The organism is Streptomyces minutiscleroticus, from assembly GCF_014650875.1.
GTDB lineage: Bacteria > Actinomycetota > Actinomycetes > Streptomycetales > Streptomycetaceae > Streptomyces > Streptomyces minutiscleroticus.
Window position 1 is genome coordinate 1 of the sequence record NZ_BMVU01000077.1, and the last position, 25,339, is coordinate 25,339.

21 protein-coding genes and 1 pseudogene are annotated in these 25,339 nt (G+C 73.9%); 15 read left to right on the top strand and 7 right to left on the bottom strand.

Annotated features, from left to right (window positions below; genetic code table 11):
* Positions 1 to 684, top strand: a 684-nt coding sequence (locus tag IE271_RS36230; RefSeq protein WP_268256267.1) for a DapH/DapD/GlmU-related protein, incomplete at its 5' end; no start/stop codon positions are given.
* A 275-nt stretch (positions 685 to 959) separates the two neighbouring features.
* On the opposite strand, the gene IE271_RS36235 is transcribed toward IE271_RS36230, so the two are convergent.
* A complete protein-coding gene (locus IE271_RS36235; protein ID WP_190194738.1) occupies positions 960 to 1,820 on the bottom strand; it encodes a LysR family transcriptional regulator in 861 nt (286 codons plus the stop codon).
* A gap of 147 nt (positions 1,821 to 1,967) precedes the next feature.
* Between IE271_RS36235 and IE271_RS36240 the strand changes: the two genes are divergently transcribed.
* Positions 1,968 to 3,254 carry an MFS transporter gene (locus IE271_RS36240; protein ID WP_190194720.1) on the top strand — a complete coding sequence of 429 codons (1,287 nt, stop codon included), beginning with the start codon at positions 1,968 to 1,970 and terminating at the stop codon, positions 3,252 to 3,254.
* 585 nt (positions 3,255 to 3,839) lie between these two features.
* The gene (locus IE271_RS36245; protein WP_190194739.1) at positions 3,840 to 4,151 is read left to right on the top strand and encodes a hypothetical protein; all 312 of its coding nucleotides are present in this window, start codon (positions 3,840 to 3,842) and stop codon (positions 4,149 to 4,151) included.
* 15 nt (positions 4,152 to 4,166) lie between these two features.
* Here IE271_RS36245 and IE271_RS43480 read toward each other — a convergent pair whose 3' ends face one another.
* Complete coding sequence (locus IE271_RS43480; RefSeq protein ID WP_190194721.1) at positions 4,167 to 6,050, bottom strand: AfsR/SARP family transcriptional regulator; 1,884 nt, start codon at positions 6,048 to 6,050, stop codon at positions 4,167 to 4,169.
* A gap of 236 nt (positions 6,051 to 6,286) precedes the next feature.
* Between IE271_RS43480 and IE271_RS36255 the strand changes: the two genes are divergently transcribed.
* Both IE271_RS36255 and IE271_RS36260 read left to right on the top strand, forming a co-directional pair.
* Positions 6,287 to 6,586: a hypothetical protein gene (locus IE271_RS36255; protein WP_190194722.1), complete on the top strand. Its 300-nt coding sequence runs from the start codon at positions 6,287 to 6,289 to the stop codon at positions 6,584 to 6,586.
* Positions 6,587 to 6,804: 218 nt separating this feature from the next.
* Positions 6,805 to 7,389, top strand: a complete 585-nt coding sequence (locus tag IE271_RS36260; protein WP_190194723.1) for a DsbA family protein — start codon at positions 6,805 to 6,807, stop codon at positions 7,387 to 7,389.
* 61 nt (positions 7,390 to 7,450) lie between these two features.
* Here the strand turns inward: IE271_RS36260 and IE271_RS36265 are convergent, their stop codons facing one another.
* Complete coding sequence (locus tag IE271_RS36265; protein WP_190194724.1) at positions 7,451 to 8,851, bottom strand: MFS transporter; 1,401 nt, start codon at positions 8,849 to 8,851, stop codon at positions 7,451 to 7,453.
* 162 nt (positions 8,852 to 9,013) lie between these two features.
* Positions 9,014 to 9,889, bottom strand: coding sequence for a LysR substrate-binding domain-containing protein (locus tag IE271_RS36270; protein WP_190194725.1), 876 nt, complete (start codon positions 9,887 to 9,889; stop codon positions 9,014 to 9,016).
* A 491-nt stretch (positions 9,890 to 10,380) separates the two neighbouring features.
* On the opposite strand from IE271_RS36270, the gene IE271_RS36275 reads away from it, so the two are divergent.
* Positions 10,381 to 11,562 carry an L-talarate/galactarate dehydratase gene (locus IE271_RS36275; protein WP_190194726.1) on the top strand — a complete coding sequence of 394 codons (1,182 nt, stop codon included), beginning with the start codon at positions 10,381 to 10,383 and terminating at the stop codon, positions 11,560 to 11,562.
* Positions 11,563 to 11,771: 209 nt separating this feature from the next.
* Positions 11,772 to 12,698, top strand: coding sequence for a 5-dehydro-4-deoxyglucarate dehydratase (gene kdgD, locus IE271_RS36280; protein ID WP_190194727.1), 927 nt, complete (start codon positions 11,772 to 11,774; stop codon positions 12,696 to 12,698).
* Between the two features lie 61 nt (positions 12,699 to 12,759).
* Here the strand turns inward: kdgD and IE271_RS43695 are convergent.
* Positions 12,760 to 13,340 (bottom strand): annotated as a pseudogene (locus IE271_RS43695) (NUDIX domain-containing protein); the annotation flags it as partial.
* 131 nt (positions 13,341 to 13,471) lie between these two features.
* Here IE271_RS43695 and IE271_RS36290 point away from each other — a divergent pair.
* Complete coding sequence (locus tag IE271_RS36290; RefSeq protein ID WP_190194728.1) at positions 13,472 to 13,987, top strand: GNAT family N-acetyltransferase; 516 nt, start codon at positions 13,472 to 13,474, stop codon at positions 13,985 to 13,987.
* Between the two features lie 81 nt (positions 13,988 to 14,068).
* Here IE271_RS36290 and IE271_RS36295 read toward each other — a convergent pair whose 3' ends face one another.
* Both IE271_RS36295 and IE271_RS36300 read right to left on the bottom strand, forming a co-directional pair.
* Positions 14,069 to 15,217 carry a sensor histidine kinase gene (locus tag IE271_RS36295; RefSeq protein ID WP_190194729.1) on the bottom strand — a complete coding sequence of 383 codons (1,149 nt, stop codon included), beginning with the start codon at positions 15,215 to 15,217 and terminating at the stop codon, positions 14,069 to 14,071.
* A gap of 551 nt (positions 15,218 to 15,768) precedes the next feature.
* Positions 15,769 to 16,512: a PP2C family protein-serine/threonine phosphatase gene (locus tag IE271_RS36300; protein WP_190194730.1), complete on the bottom strand. Its 744-nt coding sequence runs from the start codon at positions 16,510 to 16,512 to the stop codon at positions 15,769 to 15,771.
* 234 nt (positions 16,513 to 16,746) lie between these two features.
* On the opposite strand from IE271_RS36300, the gene IE271_RS36305 reads away from it, so the two are divergent.
* From IE271_RS36305 to IE271_RS36335, 7 genes are all read left to right on the top strand, one after another.
* Positions 16,747 to 17,262, top strand: a complete 516-nt coding sequence (locus tag IE271_RS36305) for a GNAT family N-acetyltransferase (protein WP_190194731.1) — start codon at positions 16,747 to 16,749, stop codon at positions 17,260 to 17,262.
* A 995-nt stretch (positions 17,263 to 18,257) separates the two neighbouring features.
* Entirely contained in the window at positions 18,258 to 19,166 is a 909-nt protein-coding gene (locus tag IE271_RS36310) for a 2-dehydropantoate 2-reductase N-terminal domain-containing protein (protein ID WP_190194732.1), read from the top strand.
* 14 nt (positions 19,167 to 19,180) lie between these two features.
* Positions 19,181 to 20,413 carry a glycosyltransferase gene (locus IE271_RS36315; RefSeq protein ID WP_190194733.1) on the top strand — a complete coding sequence of 411 codons (1,233 nt, stop codon included), beginning with the start codon at positions 19,181 to 19,183 and terminating at the stop codon, positions 20,411 to 20,413.
* Positions 20,410 to 22,203, top strand: coding sequence for a right-handed parallel beta-helix repeat-containing protein (locus IE271_RS36320; protein ID WP_190194734.1), 1,794 nt, complete (start codon positions 20,410 to 20,412; stop codon positions 22,201 to 22,203). Before IE271_RS36315 ends, IE271_RS36320 begins: the two co-directional genes overlap by 4 nt.
* Positions 22,204 to 22,279: 76 nt before the next feature.
* A complete protein-coding gene (locus IE271_RS36325) occupies positions 22,280 to 24,025 on the top strand; it encodes a right-handed parallel beta-helix repeat-containing protein (RefSeq protein WP_190194735.1) in 1,746 nt (581 codons plus the stop codon).
* 72 nt (positions 24,026 to 24,097) lie between these two features.
* Positions 24,098 to 24,988 carry a polysaccharide lyase gene (locus tag IE271_RS36330; protein WP_190194736.1) on the top strand — a complete coding sequence of 297 codons (891 nt, stop codon included), beginning with the start codon at positions 24,098 to 24,100 and terminating at the stop codon, positions 24,986 to 24,988.
* 26 nt (positions 24,989 to 25,014) lie between these two features.
* Complete coding sequence (locus IE271_RS36335) at positions 25,015 to 25,260, top strand: DUF6332 family protein (protein ID WP_190194737.1); 246 nt, start codon at positions 25,015 to 25,017, stop codon at positions 25,258 to 25,260.
* Positions 25,261 to 25,339: the final 79 nt, after the last annotated feature.

The following is a 25,339-nucleotide window of genomic DNA, read 5'->3' on the forward strand; positions in this document are numbered from 1 at the left end:
GCCAAGAACCGGCACAACGCCGTCACCCTGGCCTCCTTCCTGCTCTCCCGGTGGCTGCACACCTTCGGCGTCCTGGTACTGGCCTGGGGCGCGGCCGGACTGTACGGAACACTGGGAGCCTCGGCGATCGCGCTGGCCAGCGTGCTGATCCTGGTGTTCACCGCCGTCCAGACCGCGTTCGCCGAGCGCGCCACCACCCGTTTCCGCCGGCAGCGCCCGCTGTACTGCTCGATCTACCACCGGGACTTCTGGCGGCACGAGCGCTTCTGGAAGCACCAGGCGATGGACCTGCGCCTGCTCAACGGCACACCGTTCAAGGCCCTGTTCTGGCGGATGCTTGGCATGCGCGTGGGGCGGCGGCTCTACGACGACGGCTGCAAGTTCCCCGAGCGCACCCTGGTCACCCTCGGGGACGACTGCACGCTCAACCTCGAAAGCGTCGTGCAGTGCCACTCGCAGGAGGACGGCACGTTCAAGTCCGACCGCATCACCATCGGTTCCGGCTGCACCGTCGGCATCAGCGCGCTGGTGCACTACGGCACCACACTGGGCGACGGCGCCGTGATCGCCGCCGACTCCTTCCTCATGAAGGGCGAGGAGGTCCCGCCGGGCACCCACTGGGCGGGCAACCCGGCCCGGGAGACGGAGACCGCCCGGCCGGCCGAGATGGCGATGACGGCGTGAGGCCCGGCGGCCTTAGCTGAGCGCGCGGCGGCACACGGGGTGCGGCACACGGTGTGCCGCACCCCGTACGTGCCCGGAGCCGGGGCACCGGCGCTTCCGCCGGTCCGTCCGCGCCCCTCACCCGGAACCGGACAGCGGTGGCCACCGCGGCCGCCAGGTGGTACAGGGGCAGCCGGCCGTTCGGGAAGCCGGCCGCCCACAGGGGCGTGACGGCCGACCGGACGGCCGCGGCGGCCGCACCGCAGGCGAGCTCGGCACGCCTTCCGGGAGAGGGGTCACTCGATGTGGCGCAGCAACGCGGCCACCGCGGGCGGCAGTTCGCCGCGCGGATGCACCACCCGCACCGTCCACGTGGGCGCGTGCGCCGCGAACGGGCGCACCGTCAGGTCGGGGAACCGGGCGGCGAGCGACGCGGGCAGGATGCACGCGCCCAGACCGTGCCGGACCAGGTCGGCGGCCGTGAGGACGTCGTTGACCTCGTAGGTGACGGTGCGTTCGACGGAGGCCGCGCGGAAGGCGCGGTCGACCGCGTGCCGGACGGCCCAGCCCTCGGGGAAGCCCACCGAGGGCAGGGCGGCGGCCTCGGCCAGGGTCACCGGCCGGTCCGCGCGCGGCACCAGGCCGGGTGCGGCCGTCAGGACCATCTCCTCGTGCGTCAGGCGCCGGGTGGCGAGCCCGCGCGGCCGGTCCGTGCCGAGGGCCACGACGGCGAGGTCCACGCGTCCGTCGCGCACCGCCCGAGGGGCGTCCTCGGCCGGGGACTGGCACAGCCGGACGGTCACGCCCGGGTGCTCGCGGCGGAAGTCGGCGAGGGCCCGGCCGAGCCCCGCGTACAGGCCCTGCATCACACCGACCGCGATCTCGCCGTGCAGCCCGCCCCTGACGGAGTCGACCGCCGTGCGGACCTTCGCGGCGGCCTGCAGGGCGGCGCGGGCGGCGGGCAGGAACGCCTCGCCGGCCGGTGTCAGCGACACACGGTGTGTGGTCCGGTGGAACAGCGGCGCGTCCAGTTCGCGCTCCAGGGCGCGCACCGTACCGGAGACGGCGGACTGCACCACGTGCAGGCGCCGGGCCGCCGCGCTGAAGCCGCCCTCCTCGGCGACCGCCACCACGACCTCCATCTGCCGCAGGTCCATGCGGTCCCTCCCGTCATCTGCGAAAGAGATTACCGTCATCTCGATTCATCTCCCCCGGAGGGGAAGTGTGCGGGAGGGCACGTGGTTGGACCCCTCGGGCGGCGACGGAAGCCGCCGCAACGGCCGCCAGGGGAACGGAGACCTCACATGTCCACATCGTCGGTCGCGGGCAGGACCGCGCACCGCGCGTCCGCCGGGAGCACCACGGCACCGCAGGAGGCCGGCGCGGCGCGGGAGCGGCCGTCCGCCCGCCGCCACGGCGCCGGGTTCTGGCTCGTCGCCGCGGTGTTCGTCACCGCGATGGCGTTCTCCACCGTCCCGACCCCGCTGTACCCGCTGTACCAGGCGCACGACGGGTTCTCCACGTTCACGGTCACGGTCGTCTTCGCCGTGTACGCCGTGGGCGTGCTCGTCAGCCTCCTGCTGGCCGGGCACGTGTCGGACTGGACCGGGCGCAAGAGGATCCTGCTCTTCGCGCTGGGGCTCGAGTCCGTCGCGGCCGTGCTGTTCCTGGCCTCGCCGGCGCTGCCGGTGCTGATCGCGGCCCGGCTGATCACCGGCCTGGGCGTCGGCATGCTGACCGCCGCGGCAACGGCCCATCTGCACGAACTGCACAGCGTCCACCGGCCCGGCGCCTCGCCCGTGCGCTTCGAGGTCGTCTCGACGGCCGCCAACATCGGCGGCCTGGGCTTCGGCCCGCTGATCGCCGGACTCCTGGCGGAGTACCTCGGCGCGCCGCTGCGCGTGCCGTACGCCGTCTTCGCCGTCCTGCTGCTGGTGGGCGCCCTCGCGGTCGCGCTGACCCCCGAGACGGTGGAGAGGCCGGAGGTCCGGCCCGCGTACCGGCCGCAGCGCGTCAGCGCCGACCACGGCGACCGGGCCGGGTACGTCGCGGCGGCCGCGTCCGGATTCGCCTCGCTGGCGGTGTTCGGGCTGTTCACCTCGCTGGTGCCCGGGTTCGTCGGCCACACGCTGCACCACCCGTCGCGGGCGCTGGCCGGCCTCGTGGTGTTCGCCGTGTTCGGCGCCGCCGCGGCGGCCCAGGTGGTCACGGGACGGCTCGGCGCCCGTACGCGCCAGACGGTCGGCCTGGCCGCGCAGGCGGCGGGCGTGGTGGTCCTCGCGGTCGGCGTGCACGCCGCGAACCTGCCGGTGTTCCTGGTCGGCGGGATCACCGCGGGCGTCGGTGCCGGGGTGCTGTTCAAGTCCGCGGTCGGTGCGGTGGCCGGCATGGCGGAGCCCGCGCGTCGCGGCGAGGCCCTGGCCGGCCTGTTCCTCATCTCCTACCTCGGCCTGGCCCTGCTCCCCGTCGGCCTCGGCGTCGCCAGCCGCTCGATGAGCCTGACGGACGCGCTGACCTGGTTCACCGGCGTCGTCCTGGTCCTGCTCGCCGCCGTGGCGGCACTGGGCCGGCGGCGGAACACCGGCCGGTGAGACCCGGCGCCGCGGTGCCGGTACGGGACACGGGCGGGGACCGGGCGGACAGCCCGGCCCCGCCCGTCGCGTCGAGGCACCGCCCCGGACCGCCGTTCCCGGCTCCCGTCACCCGCCGCCTCGGGGAACCGTGGCCCGGTCGCTCCGGGAACCGCGGCCGGGTGCCGGGGAACCGTAATTGGTTGCCTAAGGAATCGAACTGGGGTGCGGGTGTTCCCCGGCTCAGGTGATCATCGCCCGGAGGGCTGCGAAAGGGTGTTGTGACCAACGATGCTTACGGTGCGCAAGCGACGGGCTGCAGACCGCGATGCGCGTGTCCCCGTACGTGCCCGGCACGTACGACGTACGTGATCCCGCGTACGCCGAGCAACACAAGGAGAAAGCACACTCATGAACTTCCTGACCAACGTTCTCGCCGGCGTCGTCCACTTCGTCGGCTGGCTGGTCTGACGCAGTCCCGCCCGGCGCCGCCCCCCGTGTCCCTGCGGGGAGGCGGCGCCGCCGCGTGTCACACGGTGTGTCCCGCGGGACACGGCACCGGCGATGCGCACGGTTCGACGCCGGACAACGGGTACCCGGTGCCGCATGAACGACGAGACGCAGAACCAGGACCACGGCATCCCGGCACACCACGGCGTCCAGCGCGGGGACGACGCGGCGGAGAAGGCCGAGCGCGCCGCGCAGGAGCGGCGCGACGCCGAGCGCGAGCGCGCCGAGTCCCGCCCCTTCGACTACCCGTACCCGGAGCGCCGCGCGAACGTCCGGGCCCGGCGCCACATCAGCAAGGAGGAGGCCGACGCCGACATGCCGCCCGGCGTCGGCGGGAGCTACGGCACGACCGGCGGCGGCCAGCCGGGCGGCACGGGCGTGGGCAACCCCCCGCGGCACCAGGACTAGAGCCGTGACGGCCGCTTACCGGTCGCACGCGGTGGCCGGGGTCCCCGGCGAGGCGGCGGGGGCGTCGTGGGCGGCGGCGAGTTCGGCCGCGTAGGCGCGCAGCAGGTCGTGCATGCCGTACCGCCCCGTCGCGGTCGGCTGGAGCAGGTGGGCGCGGGCCAGCGCCTCCAGCAGGCGGCGGGCCGTCTCCGGCGCGGTCCCGGTGAGGGCGGCGGCGACCTGCGGCTCCAGGTCGGGGCCTGGGTGCAGGGCCAGCAGCCGGAAGGCACGGGCGGTGTCGGGCGGCAGGTGCCGGTAGGACCAGGAGAAGACGGTCCGCACCGCGGCACCGGGGTCCCCGCCGGCGTCCAGCAGGTCCAGCCGCCGCCGCAGATCGGCCAGTTCGGCGACCAGTACGGGCAGCCCGTGGTACGGGTGGGCGGTGGCGCGCTCGGCGGCCACCCGCAGTGCCAGGGGCAGCCGGGCGCACTGGCGGGCCAGCCGGCCGACGGCCTTCGGCTCGGCCCTGGCCCGTTCCCCGATCAGGTCGCGCAGCAGTGCGGCCGCCTCGTCGGCCGGGAGCCGGTCCACGGTCAGCCGGTGGGCGCCGTGCAGGACCACCAGCCCGGCCAGTGAGTCGCGGCTGGTGACGATCACCCGGCAGTCCGGGCCGCCCGGCAGCAGCGGCCGGACCTGGGCGGCGGTGGCGGCGTTGTCCAGCACCACCAGCATGCGCCGCCCGGCCAGTTCGCCGCGGTAGCGGGCCGCCCGCTCCTCCAGCCGCGCCGGGACGTCCGGCCGGCGCACCCCCAGCGCGGTCAGCAGCCCGGCCAGCGCCTCGCCGGGCGTCACCGGCCGCTGGGGGCCGTAGCCGCGCAGATCGGCGTAGAGCTGCCCGTCCGGGAACGCCTCGCCGGCCCGGTGCGCCCAGTGCACCGCCAGCGCGGTCTTGCCCACCCCGGCGGTACCGACGATCACACAGATCGCCGGCGCCGAGGGCGCCTCCCCCTCCTCCAGCAGCCGGTCCAGCTGCGCCAACTGCTCACGGCGGCCGACGAAGCCGGTCACGTCCGGCGGCAGCAGGCGGGCCGGGCGCACCGCGGCGGCGGCCGTCGTGCCCAGGGGCGCGGCGGGAGGGCCGAGCGCGGCGTCGGCGGCCAGGATCCGTTCGTGCACCCGCCGCAGTTCCGGGCCGGGCTCGACGCCCAGCTCCTCGTCCAGCAGACGGCGGGCCTCCTGGTACGTCCGCAGGGCCTCGGCCTGCCGCCCGCTCCGGTACAGGGCGTGCATGAGCAGGCCGTGCAGCCGCTCGCGCAGCGGGTGGGCTCCGACGAGCCGGCGCAGTTCGCCGACCAGGTCCGGGTCGGCACCCAGCGCCAGGTCCGCCTCGATGCGCTCCTCCAGCAGGTCAAGGCGCCGTTCGGCGAGCCGGTCCCGCTCGGCCTCCAGCAGCGGGCCGGTCAGCCCCTCGCACAGCCGCCCGCGCCACATGCGCACCGCGCAGCGCAGCGCCCTCGCCGCGCCGGGCAGGTCACCGGCGGCCCGGGCCGCCCGCGCCCGCTCCGCCTGGTGCTCGCACGTCAGCAGGTCCAGCCGGCCGTCGGGCACGGCCAGCAGGTACCCGGTGCCGGTCCAGGCCAGGACGCGGGACGGCTCCCGTGGCACACGGTGCGGCTCCAGCACCCGGCGCAGCCCGGAGACGTGCCGTTGCAGCAGGTTCACCGCGCGGGCCGGCGCGGCGTCCCACACCGCGTCCGCGAGCTGCCCCAGGTTCACCGGCTTGTTCGCGTGCAGGAGCAGCGCCGCCAGCACCACCCGCTGCTTCGCCGGACCCAGGTCCAGCTCCGTCCCGTCCCGCCATGCCCGTAGCGGGCCGAGCACCTGGAATCGCAGACCGTTCCGCGGGCCCGGGTCGCTCATCTCGCTCCCCCTGACGGCGCTGATCCCCCGAGCCTCAACGTAGCGCCGGGCCGACGGCCGTACAGCCGCCTTCCGCGCCACCCGCCTGCAACACCGGTGCAACGCCGGTGCGGCGGGCGCTGCAACCCGGGCGCGCACGATGGGTCCGTCCTCCTCCGCGGACGACGGACCACCGAGTGACTCGGCGAACTGGAAGGGGCGTGCGATCCATGTACCGGAAACTTGCCCGATTCGGAGTGGCCACCGTTCTCGCCTGCGGGACGGCGTTCGGAGCGGCCGCGACCGCACAGGCCGCCGGCTCGACGCCCGACCTCCGGGCGGTGACGGCATCGGACACCGGCAGCTACAAGGCGGACTCCACCGCTTCCTCGACGCCCGACGGCCAGCGCAGGTACCGGGCCTACTACTACCAGAAGCAGGACTGCATGCGGGCGGGCCGCCAAGGGGTCAGGGACCGCAAGTGGAACTACTACAGCTGTGAGTACCGCATGAACCGCTACGACCACATGTACTACTGGTACCTGTACACCTACTGAGCCGTCCGAACGGACACACCTTCGGCCGAGGCCGAGGGTGCCCGTCGCCTCCGGGCGGCCCCGCGGCGAGCGGGCCGGCCGGAGGCGGCGCGCGTTTTGACATCGGGGGCGGCGGTGGGAGCCTGGAACGCGTGGGCGACGGTGTCCGTTCCGGTCCCGGTCCGACGGTGACACCGTGATCCGCACCGTCACACCTTCGCAGCACCCGGAGGAAGGCCATGGCCGCACCGACGCCGCAGCTCCGGCCCCCGGACCCGGTCCCCGGCCACACCGACCCCGAGGGCAACGGTGTGGTGGTGGGCGACGGACCCGTCGTCGTGGACACCTACATCGACTTCCTGTGCCCCTTCTGCCGCCGCTTCGCGGAGGAGTCGGGACCCACCCTGGACCGGCTGGTGGACGACCGGACGATCCGTGTGGTCCACCACCCCCTGGGTTTCCTGGACGACCTGTCCCCGAACCGGTACTCCTCCCGTGCCGCCGCGGCCTCGGGCTGCGCGGCCGACGGGAACCGCTTCCGCGAGTACTTCGAGGTGCTGTTCGCCCACCAGCCCGCCGAGGGGGAGCCGGGCCACACCGACGAGGAACTGGCGGAACTGGGCCGGCGGGCGGGCCTCACCGGGCGGGAGTTCGCCCAGAAGGTGCTGGCGGGCACCTACCTGGACTGGACGGCGTACGTGACCTCCTCGGCCCTCGCCCGCGGGGTGGGCGGCACGCCGACCGTGACGGTCCAGGGCACGGCGGTGCCGGCCGAGCCGCGCGCCGTCCTCGCCGCGGTCGGCCGGGCGGCGACCCGCCGGTGAACCGAAGGGCACGCAGGCAGGGGCGCGGCGGGAACCCGCCGCGCCCCTGCGCACCTGTCCGTTACACGGACGCCGGGCCGTACGCGGTCTCCGGCAGGTCGACGCGCGCGATGTCGCGGACCACGAACAGGTAGCTGGCGACGGCCAGGGCGGCGCAGACGCTGACGAAGGCCAGGGCCAGGTCGAAGGAGCCGGTCGCGTCGAGGATGTAGCCGATGACCAGCGGGGTGACGATGCCGGCGAGGGCGCCGAAGGTGTTGAAGAGGCCGCCCGCGAGGCCGGCGATCCGCTGGGGGGAGACGTCGGACATGACGGCCCAGCCGAGGGCTCCCATGCCCTTGCCGAAGAAGGCGAGGGACATGATGACGACGACGAGCCAGGACGCGGTCACGTAGTTGCAGACGATGATGCCCGTGGACAGCAGCAGGCCCGTGACGATGGGGATCTTGCGGGCCGCGGTCAGGCTCGTGCGCCGGGCGAGCCGGTCGGAGAGGAACCCGCCGAGGACGCCGCCGACGAAGCCGCACAGCGCGGGCAGCGAGGAGACGAAGCCCGCCTCCAGGATGCTCATGCCGCGCTCCTGGACCAGGTAGACGGGGAACCAGGTCAGGAAGAACCACGTGATGGTGTTGATGAAGTACTGGCCCACGAAGACGCCGAGCAGGGTGCGGTTCCTCAGCAGCGCGGCCACGTGACGCAGGTTCCGCCGGCCCGACGTGGCCTCCTTGGCCCGCATGTCCTCCTCGGCGGTGGGCGCGTCCATGTCGATCAGGGCGCCGCCGGCGGATATGTGGTCCAGCTCGGCCCGCGTCATGCGCGGGTGGCTGCGCGGCGGGTGGATGACCCGCGTCCAGACCAGGGCGAGGACGACACCGGCGCCGCCGACGACGGTGAAGACGTGCTCCCAGCCCAGCGCGGTCACCAGCCAGCCCATCAGCGGGGCGAAGGCGACGGTGGCGAAGTACTGGGCGGAGTTGAACAGGGCGGAGGCGAAGCCGCGCTCCCCGGTGGGGAACCAGGCCGCGACGATACGGGAGTTGCCGGGGAAGGAGGGGGCCTCGGCGACGCCGACGACGAACCGCAGGGCGAAGAGCAGGACCACCGCGGCCCCGGCGAAGAACCCGATGGCGCCCTGGAGCATGGTGAACAGCGACCACAGGAAGATCGCCGCGCCGTACACCTTCTTGGACCCGTAGCGGTCGAGCAGCCAGCCGCCGGGCAGCTGGGCGACGAGGTAGGACCAGGAGAAGGCGGAGAAGAGCACCCCCAGTTCGCCGGAGCTGATGTGCAGGTCCTTCTGCATGGAGTCGCCGGCGATGGAGAGGGTGGATCGGTCCGCGTAGTTGATCGTGGTGACGGCGAAGAGCATGGCCAGGATCAGGTACCTGAGCCGGCCGGCGCGGGGGGTGGCCATGGGGGTGGCGGTCGTCGCCGGCTCGTCCTGCCGGTCGAGAGCGGGCATGGTCGATCTCCTGAACCTAGGCGTTGCGGCTGCGCTGCCGCGTGTGGTCCGCGCCACGGATCCGGTGGCTGAGATGACCGTAGGGACGGTTGCGATGCACGTCCATGTCGAATTTTGTTGCGTGCAATACCTTGCTTGTATGACACGGTGGTGTCGGCCGTGTCACAGCCGGCGCAACAGTGTGTCCAGCGCCGGGTTGTCGTTGTTCCTCCGCCACACGAGGTCGAGTTCGACCGGGTCGGGCTCCGGAAGGGACAGCGGCCGGAAGACGACGCCGCTGTAGCGCATCTGCGTCGCGGCCTCCGGGACGAGGGCGATGCCCCAGCCGGTGTTGACCAGCGCCAGGATGCTGTGGACCTGGCTCAGGTACTGGGTGAACACGGGCCGGACGTGCGCGGCCCGGAAGATGCTGATCAGCAGTTCGTGGAAGTAGCGGGCCTCGATCGGCGAGTACATCAGGAAGTTCTGCCCGTCGAACTCCTTCACCTGGACGGGCCCGTCGGCCGCCGCCATCGGGTGGCCGGCGGGCAGGGCCGCCACCAGCCCCTCGCGCACGGCCGTCCGCGTGGCCAGGTCGGCCCCGATGGCGGAGGGCCGGATCAGCCCCACGTCGAGCGAGCCCTCGCTGACGGCCTCCAACTGGTCGCGGGTGACGAGCTCGTGGAGCAGGATCTCCACCCCGGGCAGCGCGGTGCGGGCGGTGGCGAGCAGGCCGCCGAGGGCCGAGTAGGCGCTCGCGGCGGTGAAGCCGACGGCGATCGCGCCGGCCTCCCCGGTGGAGACCCGGCGGACGGCGAGCGTGGCGTGCTCGGCCTCGCGCAGGATGCGCCGCGCCTCGGCCAGGAAGGCCCGCCCGGCGGGGGTCAGGCGCACGGAGCGGTTGGTGCGGTCGAGGAGCTGGACCTGGAGTTCGTTCTCCAGGAGCTGGATCTGCCGGCTCAGCGGCGGCTGCGTCATGTTGAGCCGCTCGGCGGCCCGGGTGAAGTGCAGTTCCTCGGCGACGGCCACGAAGCTAGCCAGCTGGGTGAGGGTGAACACTGATGCCCTTCCGGTATCGAAACATCCAAAATTTATGTTGGACGTGGATCAATCGGTGACCGTAGCGTCGAACGAAAGAAACGGCGACCCCCGTCCGGAACCGGCCGCACGGCCGCACCCGGGCGGGAGCCGCCTCGCACCTGGAGCACGCACCATGGTCCAGCCCGACCGCAGCCGCCGAGCCGTCCCGGCGAGACCCCCTTCACCGGCCGCGCGCGCCGGCGGCCCGGTCCGCCGGTCCTGAGCGGCCGCGGGACAGGACCGCGAAGGCCCCGCCGATCCCGCCCCCGCCGGACTTGCCGACCCCGCCGCCCCCTGCCGGGCCCGGCGAACTCACCGGCCCCGCCGGTTCCATCCGGCTCCGCCGGCCGTGACGGGCCGGACCGCGCCCGCTCGCGGACACCCGCACCGGCAGCCGCCGCCCGGCACCCGCACCGCCCCGCCCCGCAGGCGGGCCGTACTCCGCAACCGCACCGACCCAGGGACACGAAGTGGTGACCACGACGCACACGACCGCTCACGCCGCGCACGCTCCGGGCGAGGCCACGCTCGACAGGATCGCCTGGCTGCGCCTGTCCTCGGTGACCCTGCCGCTGGCCACCCCGATCAGCGACGCCAAGGTGCTGACCGGGCGCCAGAAGCCGATGACGGAGGTGGCGTTCCTCTTCGTGGAGATCGCCACCGAGCAGGGGCACGAGGGCATCGGCTTCAGCTACTCCAAGCGGGCCGGCGGCCCCGGCCAGTTCGCCCACGCCCGCGAGATCGCCGACAACCTGATCGGCGAGGACCCCAGCGACATCGGCAGGATCTGGACCAAGCTGGTGTGGGCCGGCGCCTCGGTGGGCCGCAGCGGCCTGGCCACCCAGGCGATCGCCGCCTTCGACGTGGCGCTGTGGGACCTGAAGGCCAAGCGGGCCGGACTGCCGCTGGCCAAGCTGCTGGGCGCGCACCGCGACTCGGTGCGCTGCTACAACACCTCGGGCGGCTTCCTGCACACCCCCACCGAGCAGGTCCTGGACAACGCCACCGCCTCCCTGGGCAGCGGCATCGGCGGCATCAAGATCAAGGTCGGGCACCCCGACCGCAGGCGTGACCTGGCCCGCCTGGCCGCCGTGCGCGAGCACATCGGCGACGACGTCCCGCTGATGGTCGACGCCAACCAGCAGTGGGACCGGCCCACCGCCCAGCGCATGGGCCGCGCGCTGGAGGAGTTCGACCTGGTGTGGATCGAGGAGCCCCTCGACGCCTACGACGCGCAGGGGCACGCCGCGCTCGCCGCCTCCCTGGACACCCCCGTGGCCACCGGCGAGATGCTGTCCAGCGTCGCCGAGCACTACGAGCTCATCCGCCACGGCGCCGCCGACGTCATCCAGCCCGACGCGCCCCGCATCGGCGGCATCACCCAGTTCCTCAAGCTCGCCGCCCTCGCCGAGCACCGGCAGCTCCAGCTCGCCCCGCACTTCGCGATGGAGATCCACCTCCACCTGGCCGCCGCCTACCCGATCGAGCCGTGGGTGGAGCACTTCGACTGGCTGGAGCCGCTGTTCAACGAGCGCCTGGAGATCCGCGACGGCCGCATGTACGTCTCCTCCCGCCCCGGCCTCGGCTTCACCCTCAGCGACCAGGCCCGCGCCTGGACCGTCGCCGAGCACGAGGCCGGCGCCCGCCCCTGAACCGGCCCGAACCGTCCTGAACAGCCCCGACGGGCCGGAGCAGGCCGGAACGGGCCGACCCGGCCCGGCGCGGGCGGCGGCCCCGGACAGCCGCGCCGCCCGCGCCGGCACCGGCGGCCCGTGCACCCCCGTACCGGTGACCACCCGTCCCGACAGCCCGCGCCCCCCGTACCGGTGACCACCCACCCGACATCCCTGGAGCAGCACCCATGAGCGCCCTCACCCCGGCAGAACTCGGCCGCCGTCTCGGTTCCGGACTGCTGTCCTTCCCCGTGACGCACTTCGCGGACGACCTCTCCTTCGACGAGCACGCCTACCGGGAGAACATCGTCCGGCTGGCGAAGTACGACGTCGGCGGGCTGTTCGCGGCCGGTGGCACCGGTGAGTTCTTCTCCCTCACGGCCGCCGAGGTCGAGCGGGTCGTCACCGCCGCCGTGGGCAGCGCCCCGGACGACACCCCCGTCCTGGCCCCGGCCGGCTACGGCACCGCCACCGCGATCGAGCTCACCGCGGCCGCCGAACGCGCCGGCGCCGACGGCGTCCTGCTCTTCCCGCCCTACCTCACCGAGGCCGGCCAGGAGGGCCTGGCCCGGCACGTCGAGGCCGTCTGCCGGTCCACCTCCCTCGGCGTCGTCGTCTACAGCCGGGCCAACGCCGTCTACTCCGCCGACACGGTCGCCCGTCTCGCGGAGAGCTGCCCCAACCTGATCGGCTACAAGGACGGTGTCGGCGACATCGACACCGTGACCCGCATCCACAGCCGCCTCGGCGACCGCCTCACCTACATCGGCGGACTGCCCACCGCCGAGACGTACGCCCTGCCCTACCTCGAACTCGGTGTCACCACCTACTCGTCGGCCATCTTCAACTTCCTGCCCGAGTTCGCCCTCGACTTCTACGCCGCCGTGCGCGAGCGCCGCCACGACACCGTCGAGCGGCTGCTGCGGGACTTCGTCCTGCCGTACACCGAGATCCGCAACCGCCGGGCCGGGTACGCCGTCAGCATCGTCAAGGCCGGTATGACCGCCACCGGGCACGGCGCGGGCCCCGTCCGCCCGCCGCTGACCGACCTGACCCCGCAGGAGCTTGACGAACTCACCGCCCTGATCGCCGGCCTGCCGGCGGTCCCGGCCTGACCCGCTCGTTCCGGGGCGTACGACGCGCCGCGCGCGGTGGACCGCCGGGCGACGGCGGGGCTCACCAGGTGCGGTCGGCCCGCAGGTCCTCGATGCCGTCGGCGAGTTCGGCGGGCCGCGCCGGCCAGCCGTCCCGTGCCGGTGGGCGATGCGCCAGGACAACCGCCTCGGCCACAACGGTGTGACGGGCGGCCGGCCGACCGGGACCCGGACCGGCCGGCCGCCGTGGGTGCCGAGCTCCTCCGCGGCGCCGATGTCCCCCTCCGCGTCCATCAGGGAGCAGTGCTCGCGGCGGCCGTCCTTGCGGACGCGGGCCACCTCCCTGACCACGCCGCCGCTCAGGCCGGTCTCCTCCCGCGGTTCGCGCACCGCCGCCTCGCGCGGGGTCTCGCCCTCCTCCACGCCGCCGCCGGGGATCTCGTAGTACGTCCCGCCGTCCCCGTCGTCGCAGCCGATGAGCAGCATCCGGCCGTCGCGCAGGACGACGGCGCCAGCCCTGACCCGTACGGGGACGGCGGCCTCCGGGTCGTCCCAGGGCACCGCCCCGCGCGGCGGGCGGTCCGTCGCCCAGACCCGCAGCACCGCCTCCGCCGTGCCGGCGGGCCGGATGCGCGCGTGCAGCGCCTCGGACAGGGACAGGGACAGACACTGACGGGAACAGGGACACGGGCACGACCGGTGCGCCGCCCGCTCCCCGCACCGTGCCGCGGCGGGAGCCGGACGCGGCCGTAATCACCTGGCGGCACCGGGGCCTCCTGCTCCACACTGTGCCGGTGCTGATCCGACGTGAGTCACCCGAGGACGTCCCCGCCGTACGCGCCGTCACGGCCGCGGCCTTCGCCAAGCCGGACACACCCGTGCCCGTCGAGGTCACCCTCCTCGACGCGCTGCGCGTCTGCGCCGACTGGCTGCCCGCGCTGTCGCTGGTGGCCGTCGACGAGCGGGAGGAGGTCGTCGGGCACGTGGTCTGCACCCGCGCCCGTATCGGCACCGCACCGGTCCTGGGCCTCGGCCCGCTCAGTGTGCACCCCGACCACCAGCGGCGCGGTGTCGGTCTCGCTCTCATGCACAGTGTGCTGGGCGCGGCGGACGCCCTCGGCGAACCCCTCGTCGCCCTCCTCGGCAGCCCCGCCTACTACGGCCGGTACGGCTTCCGCCCGAGCACGGAGTACGGCGTCACCGCGCCCGACCCGGCCTGGGGGACGTACTTCCAGGTCCGCACCCTCACCGCGTACGAGCCCGCGCTGAAGGGCGCCTTCGCGTACGCCGGGCCGTTCGACGACGTCTGACACCGGCTCCCGCGCGCCCCCGGTATCCGGTCCGCGGCCGGTTCCCGCGTGGCCCCGGCACCCGTCCGGGGCCACGCGGCGTCACGGCACCATGTCGTCGCGGGACGTGTGCCGCCGCGCGCCGTCGAGCGGCAGGCGCAGGTCCACCGCGTAGCCGCCGTCCGCCGTGGGCCCCGAGGTGACCGTGCCGCCCAGGAGTTCGGCGCGCTGGCGCAGACCGACGAGGCCGTGGTGGGCGCTGGGCAGCGGCAGGGCGGAACGGGTGGGGGCGGTGTTCGTCACGGTCGCACGGAGGGTGTCCTCCTCGCAGTGGACGAGCACGCTCGCGGTGGCGCCCGGGGCGTGCTTGCGGACGTTGGTCAGCGCCTCCTGGACGGTGCGGTAGACGGCTCGCTGCACGGTGGGCGGGAGGTCGGCCGGCAGCTCGGTTCTCAGCTCGGCCCTGATGCCGCTGCCGTCGACCAGCCGCTCCAGGTCGGCGAGGGACGGCTGCGGGGTGAGCTCGGTGGGGCGGATCCCGGAGGCGCGCAGCACGCTCACCATGTGCCGCAGTTCGTCCAGGGTCTGCACACTGAGCCGGCGGATCGCGGCCCCGGCCTCCCGCGTCCCGGCGTCCCGGGTGCCCATCTGCAGGGCTCCCGCCTGGACGGCGATGAGGCTGACCTGGTGGGCGACGACGTCGTGCATCTCCCGGGCGAGCTGGGCGCGTTCCTTCGCCAGCACCGACTGGGCGGTCAGCAGCCGCTCGTGCTCGCGGGCCTCGGAGATCTCGGCGAGCCGCATCGACAGCTCCCGCCGCGCCTGCACGAGCTGGCCGAGGAAGACGGGGGCCGCCGCGGTCGCCAGGGAGTAGCTGAGCCGTACCAGGCTGCGGGTCTCGGAGAACTGCCCGGCCTCGACCTCCGACCAGGGCCACGGAGTGAAGTCGCCGACCGCGAACACCACGGCACAGCAGGCCAGAAGGACGCGGTGGCGGCTGAGCGAGGCGAGCGTGTACAGCGCGACCAGGGTGGCGAGGGTCGCGTCGGTGACGAGGGTGCTCGGCAGCGTCAGCAGGAAGGTGAGCAGCGGAAAGCGGTGGCGCAGGGTGAGGGCCAGGACGGCGAGCAGGGCCCAGGCCGTGGCCAGCCGGTGTTCGCCGTCGACGTGCGCCCAGACGTCCAGGAGCGTGAGCCCGATCGGCAGGACGTCCAGCAGCCGGGCGGGCAGCCTCCGGGGCCGCGCCCTCATGTCTCCCGGTCCCCGTCCTCCCGCGGCGCGGCGGCGCGCCGACGGCCCGGTGCCGCCGCACCCCGCACGGCCGGTACGAGACCGGCGCCGCACACCGTGGCACCGGTCCCGGCGCGCGCGACCGCGGGACCGGCCCCGGCCGTCGCGGAACCGGCGCCGGCCGCACCGGCACCGGCACCGCTCACCATGACATCGGCACCGGCCGGTACGACGCCGCGCTCGGTCGCCGCGGCATCGACGTCGGCCGTCACCACTAACCGGATCACACGCTGCTCCGCTCGTCCCTCGGCCCGACCGGCCTGCCCTAGATGCGTGGGTACCACGCCCGGACGTGGAGGTCAGGGCTCCGGCGCCGGTTCCGGCCGCCGGGCGGGGCGGTCCCACCGGACGGCCGGACCGGTACCGCCGGTCGGCGGGGTCGGGATCCGGTCGGACGGCCGGCCCCGTCGCCGCGTACGCGGGGAAGCCGTCGCGCACGCGCCGGAGCGGGAGGGGGACCCACTCGGCGCCCACGGGTCCGCCCCGGCGCCCGCGGGGGTCCGTACCGGCGGCTACGGATCCGCCTCGCGGAACGGGGACGCCGATCTCGGACAGGGGTGACGCGGCAGGGGGACGGGCGCCCGCTGGAGCAGGATCAGGGTGAGGTCGTCGGCCGTCGTGGTGCGTCCGGTGTGCCGCAGGAGGAGGTCGAGGAGGCGGTCGAGGGCCTGGTCGAGGGTGGGGGCGTTGAGGGCGGCGTGGACGTGGCGGTCGAGGGGGAAGAAGACGCCGTCACCGTCGCGGGCCTCGACGAGCCCGTCGGTGTACAGCAGGAGGCGCTGGTCGGGGTGGAGCCGGGTGCGCTGCATCCGGGGGTCGGGCGCCAGGCCCAGGGGCGGGGAGGGGCTGGGCGCGGTGACCGGGGCGAGGCGGCGACCCGTGCGCAGGGGCGGCGGGTGTCCGCAGTTGACCAGGCGTATCTCGTCGAGGCGGAAGTCGGCGAGCAGGACGGTGACGAAGTCCTCCGGGCCCAGGCGGGGGCCGATGCGGGTGTCGAGGGTGTGGGCGAGGCGGACCGGGTCGGCCTCGGTGGGGGCTGCGTCGCGGAAGGCGGTCCGGAGGGCGGCGGCCAGCGGAGCGGCCTGCTCGCCGTGTCCTTTGACGTCCCCCAGGATGAGACGCGGCCCGGAGGGGGTGAGTACGGCGTCGTGCAGGTCGCCGCCCGGTCCGGCGCCGTCGGCGCAGCGGACGCGGACCGCCGGTTCCACGCAGGCCCCGTCCGTCAACGCCGCCAGCCGGCCGTACTCCGCGCACACCAGGCCCTCCCATGACGCGTGTGACCCCACCTGGGCCGCCGAAGGGCACACCGCACTGTCCCAGCCGGGGCGGGCGGCCGCGGTGGAAGTGGCCGAAGTCCTGCGGGTGCGCACGGCGTTCTGCTATCCCCGGCGCCCGCGGACGTCCGCCCGGGCGGGCCGGGAGGACCGGTCCCGGCCGGGCGGCGCACCGAGTGGTGTCACACCGTTGTGCCCCGGTCCTATGCTCGCCCCATGACTGCCACCGCCGTGCGCTGTGAGCCCGTCACCGCCGCCACCCACGACGCCGTGATCGGACTCAAGGTCCTGCCGGAGCAGAAGGACTTCGTCGCCTCCAACAAACGGTCCATGAAGCTCGCGCGAAAGCGCCCCGAGGCGGAGCCGCTGGCCCTGTTCCACGGCTCCGAACTCGTGGGGTTCGCGCTGCTGATCCCGCTGCCGGACACTCCTGGTGCCGTCCTGCTGGAACGCTTCATGATCGACCGCCGGGCCCAGGGGCGGGGGCTGGGCCGGCTGGGGATGCGGGCGGTCCTGGAGCGCTGCCGCGCGGACGGGCGCACCACGGTCCGGCTGAGCGTCGTGCCCGGCAACCGTGTCGCCATCGGCCTCTACCGGTCCCTGGGGTTCGGCGAGACCGGCGAGGTCGAGGACGGCGAGACCGTGATGGAACTGACCTGGCCGGACACGGACACGGACACGGACACGGGTACGGGTACGGGTACGGGTACGGCCGCGAGCCCGGACCGCTGATCCCGACCGTCTGCTTCTGGTGCGTCGGAACCGTTCCCGGCGCGCGGGATCCGCCGCACCGCCCGGGACGAGGCCGGCCACGCCCGCAACCGCGAGAGCCGGGACCCCCGCGGCGGGCGCCGCCGAGGTCCGAGCCGAGAACCCTCGAAGAGTCCGAGCCGAGAACCCTCGAAGCCGACGGCACGGCCCGGATCGTCCGGGCGGTGCCGAGGCGGTGCCCGCCGGTCGCGCCGCGCGGCGACGGCCTGCGCGGCGTCCCCGCGTCCCCTCTGCTTCCCGCGCCCGCTTCCCGCGCCGCGCCCGCTTCCCGAGGCCCGTGCGGCAGCCGTTCCGGCCCCGGTCCTTTGAGGGGGTATTTCCGGCAGTGGTGTTCCGTACCGCTTTTGGCCAACCTCTCCCGGCCGTTTCAACGGTCTACGGGGCCGCGTAAAGGGCCTTCATGCGGGGTCCGGCATCCGGCTACCCGCCCGTAATTCGTTTTTGTGCAGCGCAGCGGGGTCCACCCGGGCGCGTTCCCGGTTCCGGTACGCGGTGAACGGGCGAAGGCGATATCGGACCGTTGCCGTCACGGGGCTTCTGTACTGTCGTGCGCAACGGCGGTCACGCAGTGAGCAAGTTTTGCGCGGGGCCGCGGAGGGGCGTGGAGGGGGAGGTCCACAGGGGGTGCGGCTCTGCTCGTCGGGTGTCCGTCCGGGAGTCGTCCGGGGGGCGCCGTACGGGCGTCGAGCACGCTGTGAACAGGTCTGACCAGGCCTGATGCACCGGTTTCCGGTCGTGGGGCGGCCGGGCGGAGCAGGGGGGAGAGGGACCGGTGCCGGGTTCGGCACGGTGCCGTTCACGGTGTTCTCCGGCGAGCGGCTCATTCTTTCCGCACAACCGCCCGGACAACCGTTCCGGGAGGTGCCGGAGCACATCAGGCCCATACGCCTCGCATCTTTTCCGCCATACCGCGTGAGGGTCGCGGTAGCGCGCACAATCAACGAAAGGCCAGCAATATGGCTCGCATTTTCATCGTGGGTTCCGGCGTCGTCGGAACGGCCACCGGGAAGGGATTCCTGCACGCCGGTCACGAGGTCACGTTCATCGACATCGCGGCCGGCCGGCTGAATTACCTGCGTTCCCAGGGGCTGGACGCACGGGACAGGCTGGATCTGAGGAACGAACCGGACTCGTTCGTCTTCCTCACCCTTCCCACGCCCAACGAGGGCCACCGCTACGACCTGACGGCGTTCGAGGACGGGACGACCTCGGTGGGCGAGGCCCTGGCGGACGCCACCGGGACGCACGTCGTGGTCGTCCGCAGCACCGTCCCGCCGGGCACCACCGAAGGGCTCGTCCAGCCCCTGCTGGAGAAGCACTCGGGCAAGACGCTCGGCGAGGACTTCATGCTCGCCAGCAACCCGGAGTTCCTGCGCGCCGCCTCCGCGGTCGAGGACTTCATGCACCCCTGGATGACCGTGATCGCCTCCCGCAGCGCGCGGACCGTGGAGCGGCTCACCGCGCTGCTCGCACCGTTCGGCGGCGAGCTGCGCACCTTCACCGACCCGGCCGCCGCCGAGCTCGTCAAGTGCGCCCACAACATCTTCAACGCCACGAAGATCAGCTTCTGGAACGAGATGTGGCTGGTCAGCCAGGCGCTCGGGCTCGACCTCGACCCCATCGCGCAGACCGTCGCCCGCTCCGCCGAGGGCTCCTACAACCCGTACTACGGCATCCGGGGCGGCGCTCCGTACGGCGGCGTGTGCCTGCCCAAGGACACCCAGGGCTTCCTCGGCCTCGCCGACTCCATCAGCCTGGACATGCCGCTGCTGCGGGCCGTGGTGCGGGTCAACGACGTCCTGGCCGACCGCACCGCGGCGGGCGGGCGGACGGACGGCGCGCTCGCCGCCGGCCGCTCCGCCTGAACGAGACGGCGGTCATGAGCGAACTACTCGACAACGCTCTCTACGATCTCCGGTACTACCTCGTCTACCTGCCGTTGGGCGTCCTGGGCCTGGTGCGCTGGGCCTGCTGGCTGGTGCGGCGCGTTCCCGCGGCGCTCTACCGGCAGGTCAAGAACGACTTCCGGCTGCCGCTGAGCATCGTCGTCCCCGTGTACCAGGAGGACCCGGAGATCTTCGCGCGGGCCATCGAGTCGTGGCTGGCCAACGACGTCGAGGAGGTCGTCCTGGTCATCGACGTCACCGACCGCAAGTGCCAGGAGATCGCGGCCCGTTACCCGGTGACGGTCGTCGTCACGGACGTGCCCGGCAAGCGCGACGCGCTGCGCCGCGGCTGGGAGGCGTGCACCACCGACCTGGTGGCGCTCGTCGACTCCGACACCATCTGGGCCGAGGACGTGGCCGCCGAGGTGTGCAAGCCCTTCGCCGACCCCCGGGTCGGCGGAGTGGGCACCCGGCAGAACGTCTACAACCCCCAGGGCTTCCTGCAGCGCGTCAACGACATGTTCCTGGACTACCGGTACTTCGACGAGAACGCCGCGCAGACCGTCATGGGGCAGGCGGTGTCCTGCCTCTCCGGCCGCACCGCCGTCTACCGGCGCGAGCTGCTCCTGGAGATCTCCGACGACTTCATGCAGGAGTCGTTCATGGGCGTGCCCTGCATGTCGGGGGACGACAAGCGGCTGACCACACTGATCCTGGAGCGCGGTCACCGCACCTACATGCAGCGTTCCGCGCGGGTCTGGTCGACCTTCCCGGGCACGCTGCGGATCTTCCTCAAGCAGCGGCTGCGGTGGGCCCGCAACACCTGGAGATCGGATCTTCGGGCGCTGTCGCGGCCGTGGATCCGGCGCCACCCCTTCCTCGCCTTCACGATGGCGGACAAGGGGGTCAGCAGCTTCACACTGCTGCTGTCGCCGGTGTACATGACGTACGCGATCGTGCGCGAGGACTGGTTCTTCGTCAGCTGTCTGGCCGCCTGGTGGTGGATCAGCCGGGCGATGAAGATCCTTCCGCATCTGGTCCGCAAGCCGTCGTCGTTCCTCCTGGTGCCCGGTTTCGTGCTGGTCTCCTTCGCGATGGCCGTGGTGAAGATCTGCGCGCTGCTGACCATCCGCAGGCAGCGCTGGCTGACGCGCGAGGTGGGGGTCGTGGGCGGCGTCGCCGTCCGCACCTCCGCCGAGCCCGCCGGGAGCGAGGTGGGGGCATGACACACCTGAGGCGCGTCACGGCGGCCGCGGCCGCCCTCGCCGCGGCTCTGGCCTCCGGTGTGCTGGCGGCGCCCTCCGCGGGCGCCGCCGGCGACCCGGACGTCGCCGCCTGGCAGCGCAGCGGGCGGCCCGACCGCCTGGTGGTGGTCAGGCCGCACGCCGTGGGCCTGGTCGAGAAGGGGAAGGTGGTGCGCCGCCTCGTCCCGCCCGGCGGCGTGATGCCGCTGAGCTGGCTCGCCACCCGCACGGGCAAACAGTGGGTCGCCTACGACGCCCATGACCGCTCCACCGTACGGATCGGCGCGGCCGTGCTGCTCGCACCGGACACCATCGTGCGCGTCGACGAGCGGACCAGGACCGTGCTGATGAGCGCGGGGAGGTCGGCCGCGTCCGGCACCTGGATCAAGGGCAGCCGGGCCGCGCTCGACATCCAGGGCGTCACCCTGTCCTCCGTCGGCGCGGACGGCACCCGCCCCGCGCCGGCCGACGCCCCGGGCCGCCCGTACGTGGCGATGGGGACGAAGGGCCGGCTCGACATCCGCGACAGTACGGTCGAGGGGCTCGGACGCGGCGGTGACACCGCCCGGTCCGGTGTCACCTGGGGCCGGCTGAGCACCGGTTCCGTGACCGGCTCCACGTTCGACGGCAACCTCACGGGGATCCGGCTGGCCGGCTCCTCGGGCGTCACGCTGAAGGACGTCTCGGTCACGAGGTCCGCGCAGGACGGCGTCGTCCTCAAGGACGACGCCCTCACCACCGTGAGCGGCCTGACCGCGCAGTCCAACGGCCGCCGGGGCGTCAGCCTCGACGGCGGCCCCGACTCCCGCACCCTGACCGGCGTCGTCACCCGCGGCAACGGCGGGGCCGGGCTGCGGGCCGTCGCGCAGCGCGGGCTGCGCCTGGAGTCGCCCGCCTCGCAGGGCGACCGCAGCGGCATCGAACTCGTGCGGTGCGCGCGGTGCACCGTCCAGGAGCCCACGGTGCAGGGCCCGGAGCGCAACGCGCTGCGCGTCGACGGCGCCGGAAGCCACGTCACCGTGCGCCGCCCGGTGCTCAGCGGGGACGGCCGGGGCACCGGCGTCCGGCTGGAGCCCGGCATCGAGGGGGCCCGGGTGACCGGCGGCTCGGTCGGCGGGTTCTCCCACGGTGTCGTCGTCCGGGGCTCGCACACCCGGGTGATGGGCGTCTCCCTCGCCGGCAACCGCACCGGGGTCGCAGTCGGCGGCCGGGCCGGCGACGTGGAGCTCAAGGGACTGCTGGTCGTGGGCGGGCACACCGGTGTCACGGCCGCCCGCGGCACCCACGGTGTGGTCCTGAGCGGCATCCGGATCAACGGCGCCACCAGCAAGGGGCTCGTCTCCGCCTCGCCGGGGCTGCGCGCCGTGGGCGGCGCGGTGTCCGGGGCCACGACCTCCGTGGTGCTCAGGGCGGAGGCCGAGCTGAAGGGCCTCGCGATCGACGAGACGCACCGCGGGGTGCACCTGTCGGAAAGCGTCCGGGCCACCGGACGCGACCTCGACGTCCTCGCCGACCGGCGGGGCATCCAGACCGACCGGGGGGCCCGCCTGGACCTCACCGACTCCCGGGTCAGGGCGCCCCGCGCGCTCACCGGGGACGGGCAGGTCGAACGGCACGGGCAGACCGAGATCAGCCTGCCGCCGGTCCCCTGGCTCGGTGTCGCCGCCCTGGGCGCACTGCTCCTGGCGGTCCTGCTGCAAACCGTCCACCAGGTCCGGCACCGCCGGACACCACGGCCGAAGGTGGCCGCACATGTCCGAAACACCGTATGACGCCCGGACGCACACCGTTCCGCGGCACATCCCCTTCCGCGCATCCGTGCGCCCCAGACCAGACCGGAGAAGCACCGTGACCGACGGCACCCGCCCCTTTCGCCCCGTCCGCCCACCGGAGACCTCCCGCGCCCGGTCCGCGCACGCGGCCCGGACCGGACGCCGGACCGGGCGCGGCTGGACCTCGGCCCTGTGCGCGGCGGCCCTGCTCGCCGGCGGGGCCGTGGCCCTGGCCCCGCCGGCGGGGGCCGCGGCCTGCACCGGCCAGGTCCGCTACGCGTCGAGCACCAACACGCTGTACCTGACGGCGGGCACGAACACCCTGTCCGGCATCCTCGAACTGTGCCCGAACGCACCGCTCGTCAGGAGCGGCGCGACCTGGCAGCTGAACGCGAGCGTGGTCGTCCAGAACGGCGCGACCCTGCGGCTGAACGGCACCGGCGCGGGCGGCGACGTGAACACCCTGCGGCTGCGCAGCTCCGCCAGTGGCGACCCGTCCCAGGTCAGCAGCATCACGGCGCAGTACGGGACGATCGACATCAACGGGGTGAAGGTCACCTCCTGGGACGAGGCGAAGAAGGGGCCGGACACCGACCCCGAGGCGGCCGGGGGCAAGCGCGGGCGCGCCTTCATCCGCGCCCTGTCCTACCTCGACGCCGACGGCACGGCCCGCGAGTCGCGCATGGACATCAAGGACAGCGACCTGGGCTACCTCGGCTACTACGCCGCCGAGAGCTACGGCGTCTCCTACAAGGCGCGCGGCTGCGGCACCGACGCCCAGGACGTGTGCGAGCGCCTGAAGGTGCGCGGCTCGCAGACGGGCAGCCGCTTCCACCACAACTACATGGGGACGTACACGTTCGGCGCGTACGGGATGACGTTCGACGGCAACGAGTACGACCACAACGTGATGTACGGGCTCGACCCGCACGACGACTCCGACCACCTGAAGATCACCGGCAACCACGCCCACCACAACGGCACGCACGGGATCATCTGCTCGCAGCGGTGCGACAACCTGGAGATCGTCGGCAACGAGGTGAACGACAACGGTGTGCCGCCGTACGTGCCGCCGGGCGACGACGACCCCTCCGACAACCAGGTGCACGGCATCATGCTGCACCGAGGGGTCACCGACACCGTCGTGCGGGACAACTACGTCCACGACCACCCCAACGGCGCCGGCATCGCGGTCTTCGACAGCAGCGACGACACCGTCACGGGCAACCGGATCGAGCGGGCGAGGTACGGGCTGCGCTACAGCGTCGGGACCAGGGACATCACCACGTCGGACAACACCGTGACCGACAGCGGGCTCCACGCCGTCTACACCTACAAGGGCTCGGACGCCCCCGCGTACACCAACAGCACGGGCCGGCCCGGCGGGCTGACGTTCTCCGGCAACACCTTCGACGGTGCGGAGGGCGAGGCCATGCGCCTCAACGACGGCGACGACCTCACGTTCCGGGACAACACCTTCACCGGTGCGTTCGGCACCGGGCCCGTGACCCAGCGGACCAGGGGCACGGTGATCGAGGGCGGCAGCGCACCGGCCTCGATGGCGTACAGCGTCAAGGGCGACACCACCACACCGGGCGGCATCACGTTCCGGAACCCGTCGGGCGCGGTCCCGGTCCGCCTGGACGCCTACAGCACGGCCACCTTCGTCGCAGGCGGCCTCGAACCCGGCGCGTCGTACCGGCTCACGGCGGGCGGCACCACCGTCGCCACGGGCAAGGCCGACGCCGACGGTGTCGTCACCCTGCGGGCGGAGGGGAGCGGTACGGCCTCCGCGGCCGACTACCGCATCCAGCCCGCGTGATCCCCGGCCGCCCCGCCCCGGCCCGAGGCGGGGCGGCCGGCCCGTGGCCCTCCACCAGGACAGGAGCAGACCATGCGCAGGAGGAACTTCATCGCGGCGAGCGCGGCGGCGCTGGCGGCCCAGGCCCTCGCGTCGTGTTCCGGCGACGACGAGGCGCCCGGGCCGGGGCACGGCAGCCCGAGCGGGCCGCCGTCCAGTACGCCGCCGAGGCTGCGCTGGGACTCGGCGGCGCTCGCCCGGTTCTTCGGCCGGCGCCTGAGCGCGCGCGAGGAGGGCTCCTTCGGCATCGAGCGCACCCGGCTGCTGCCCCACCGGGACCCGTGGCTCGGCCCGGTGCTGCGCGTGCGCTACCCGGCCCGCTCGGCCAGTCCCACCGTGGCACGCCGCTGGGACCGCCCCGGGGGTGGAGCGCAGCTCTACCTCCCGCTGCGCTCCGGCCCCACCGACGCCCTGCACCTGCGCTACTACCTGCGCTTCCCGAAGGGCTTCGACTTCGTGAAGGGCGGCAAGCTGCCCGGCCTGTACGGCGGCGACGTCACCGGCGGCCGGCACATCCCCGACGGCGAGAACGGCCTGTCCACCCGCTACATGTGGCGCAGCGGCGGCCGGGGCGAGGTGTACGCCTACCTGCCCACCTCCGTCGAGCACGGGACGTCGCTGGGGCGCGGCAACTGGCGCTGGCCCACCGACCGCTGGACGTGCGTGGAGCAGGCGGTGACCCTCAACACGCCGGGCTCGTCGGACGGTTCGGTCGAGGTGCTGCTCGACGGGCGCCGGGTCCTGCACCGCGAGAACCTGGAGTTCCGTACGGTCGACAGCCTGAAGATCGAGGGGGTCTTCTTCTCCACGTTCTTCGGCGGCAGCGACCCCACGTGGGCGACCCCGAGGACGGGCCACGCGGACTTCGCGGCCTTCGCGGTCTCCCGCGGCCCGATCGGACCGGTGCGCGGGCGGAGGAAGTGACCGGCCCGGACTGCCGTGCTGGGACCATGGAGGACAGGCGACACAGTCGGGCCCAACGGGACGCGATCACGGTGGAGATCGGATACGCGCTGCTCAGCGCGTGCTTCCTAGGTGCCGTCGTGTTCGGGGCGGTCGCCGGCCCGGCGGCCGTCCGGACCCTGCCGCCGGCCGTCGAGCGGACCCTGCTGACCACGGGGCTCTGGCTGGCGGTGGTGCTCGCGGCCGTCCGCGTCGTGCACGTGCTGCGGCGCCACGCCCGGCGGGAGCGCTGACGGTCCCCTCCCGTACGGCACGGCCCGCACGCCACGGCGGCCGGCCCGCCGCCTCGCCGGAGGCGGCGGGCCGGGCGCC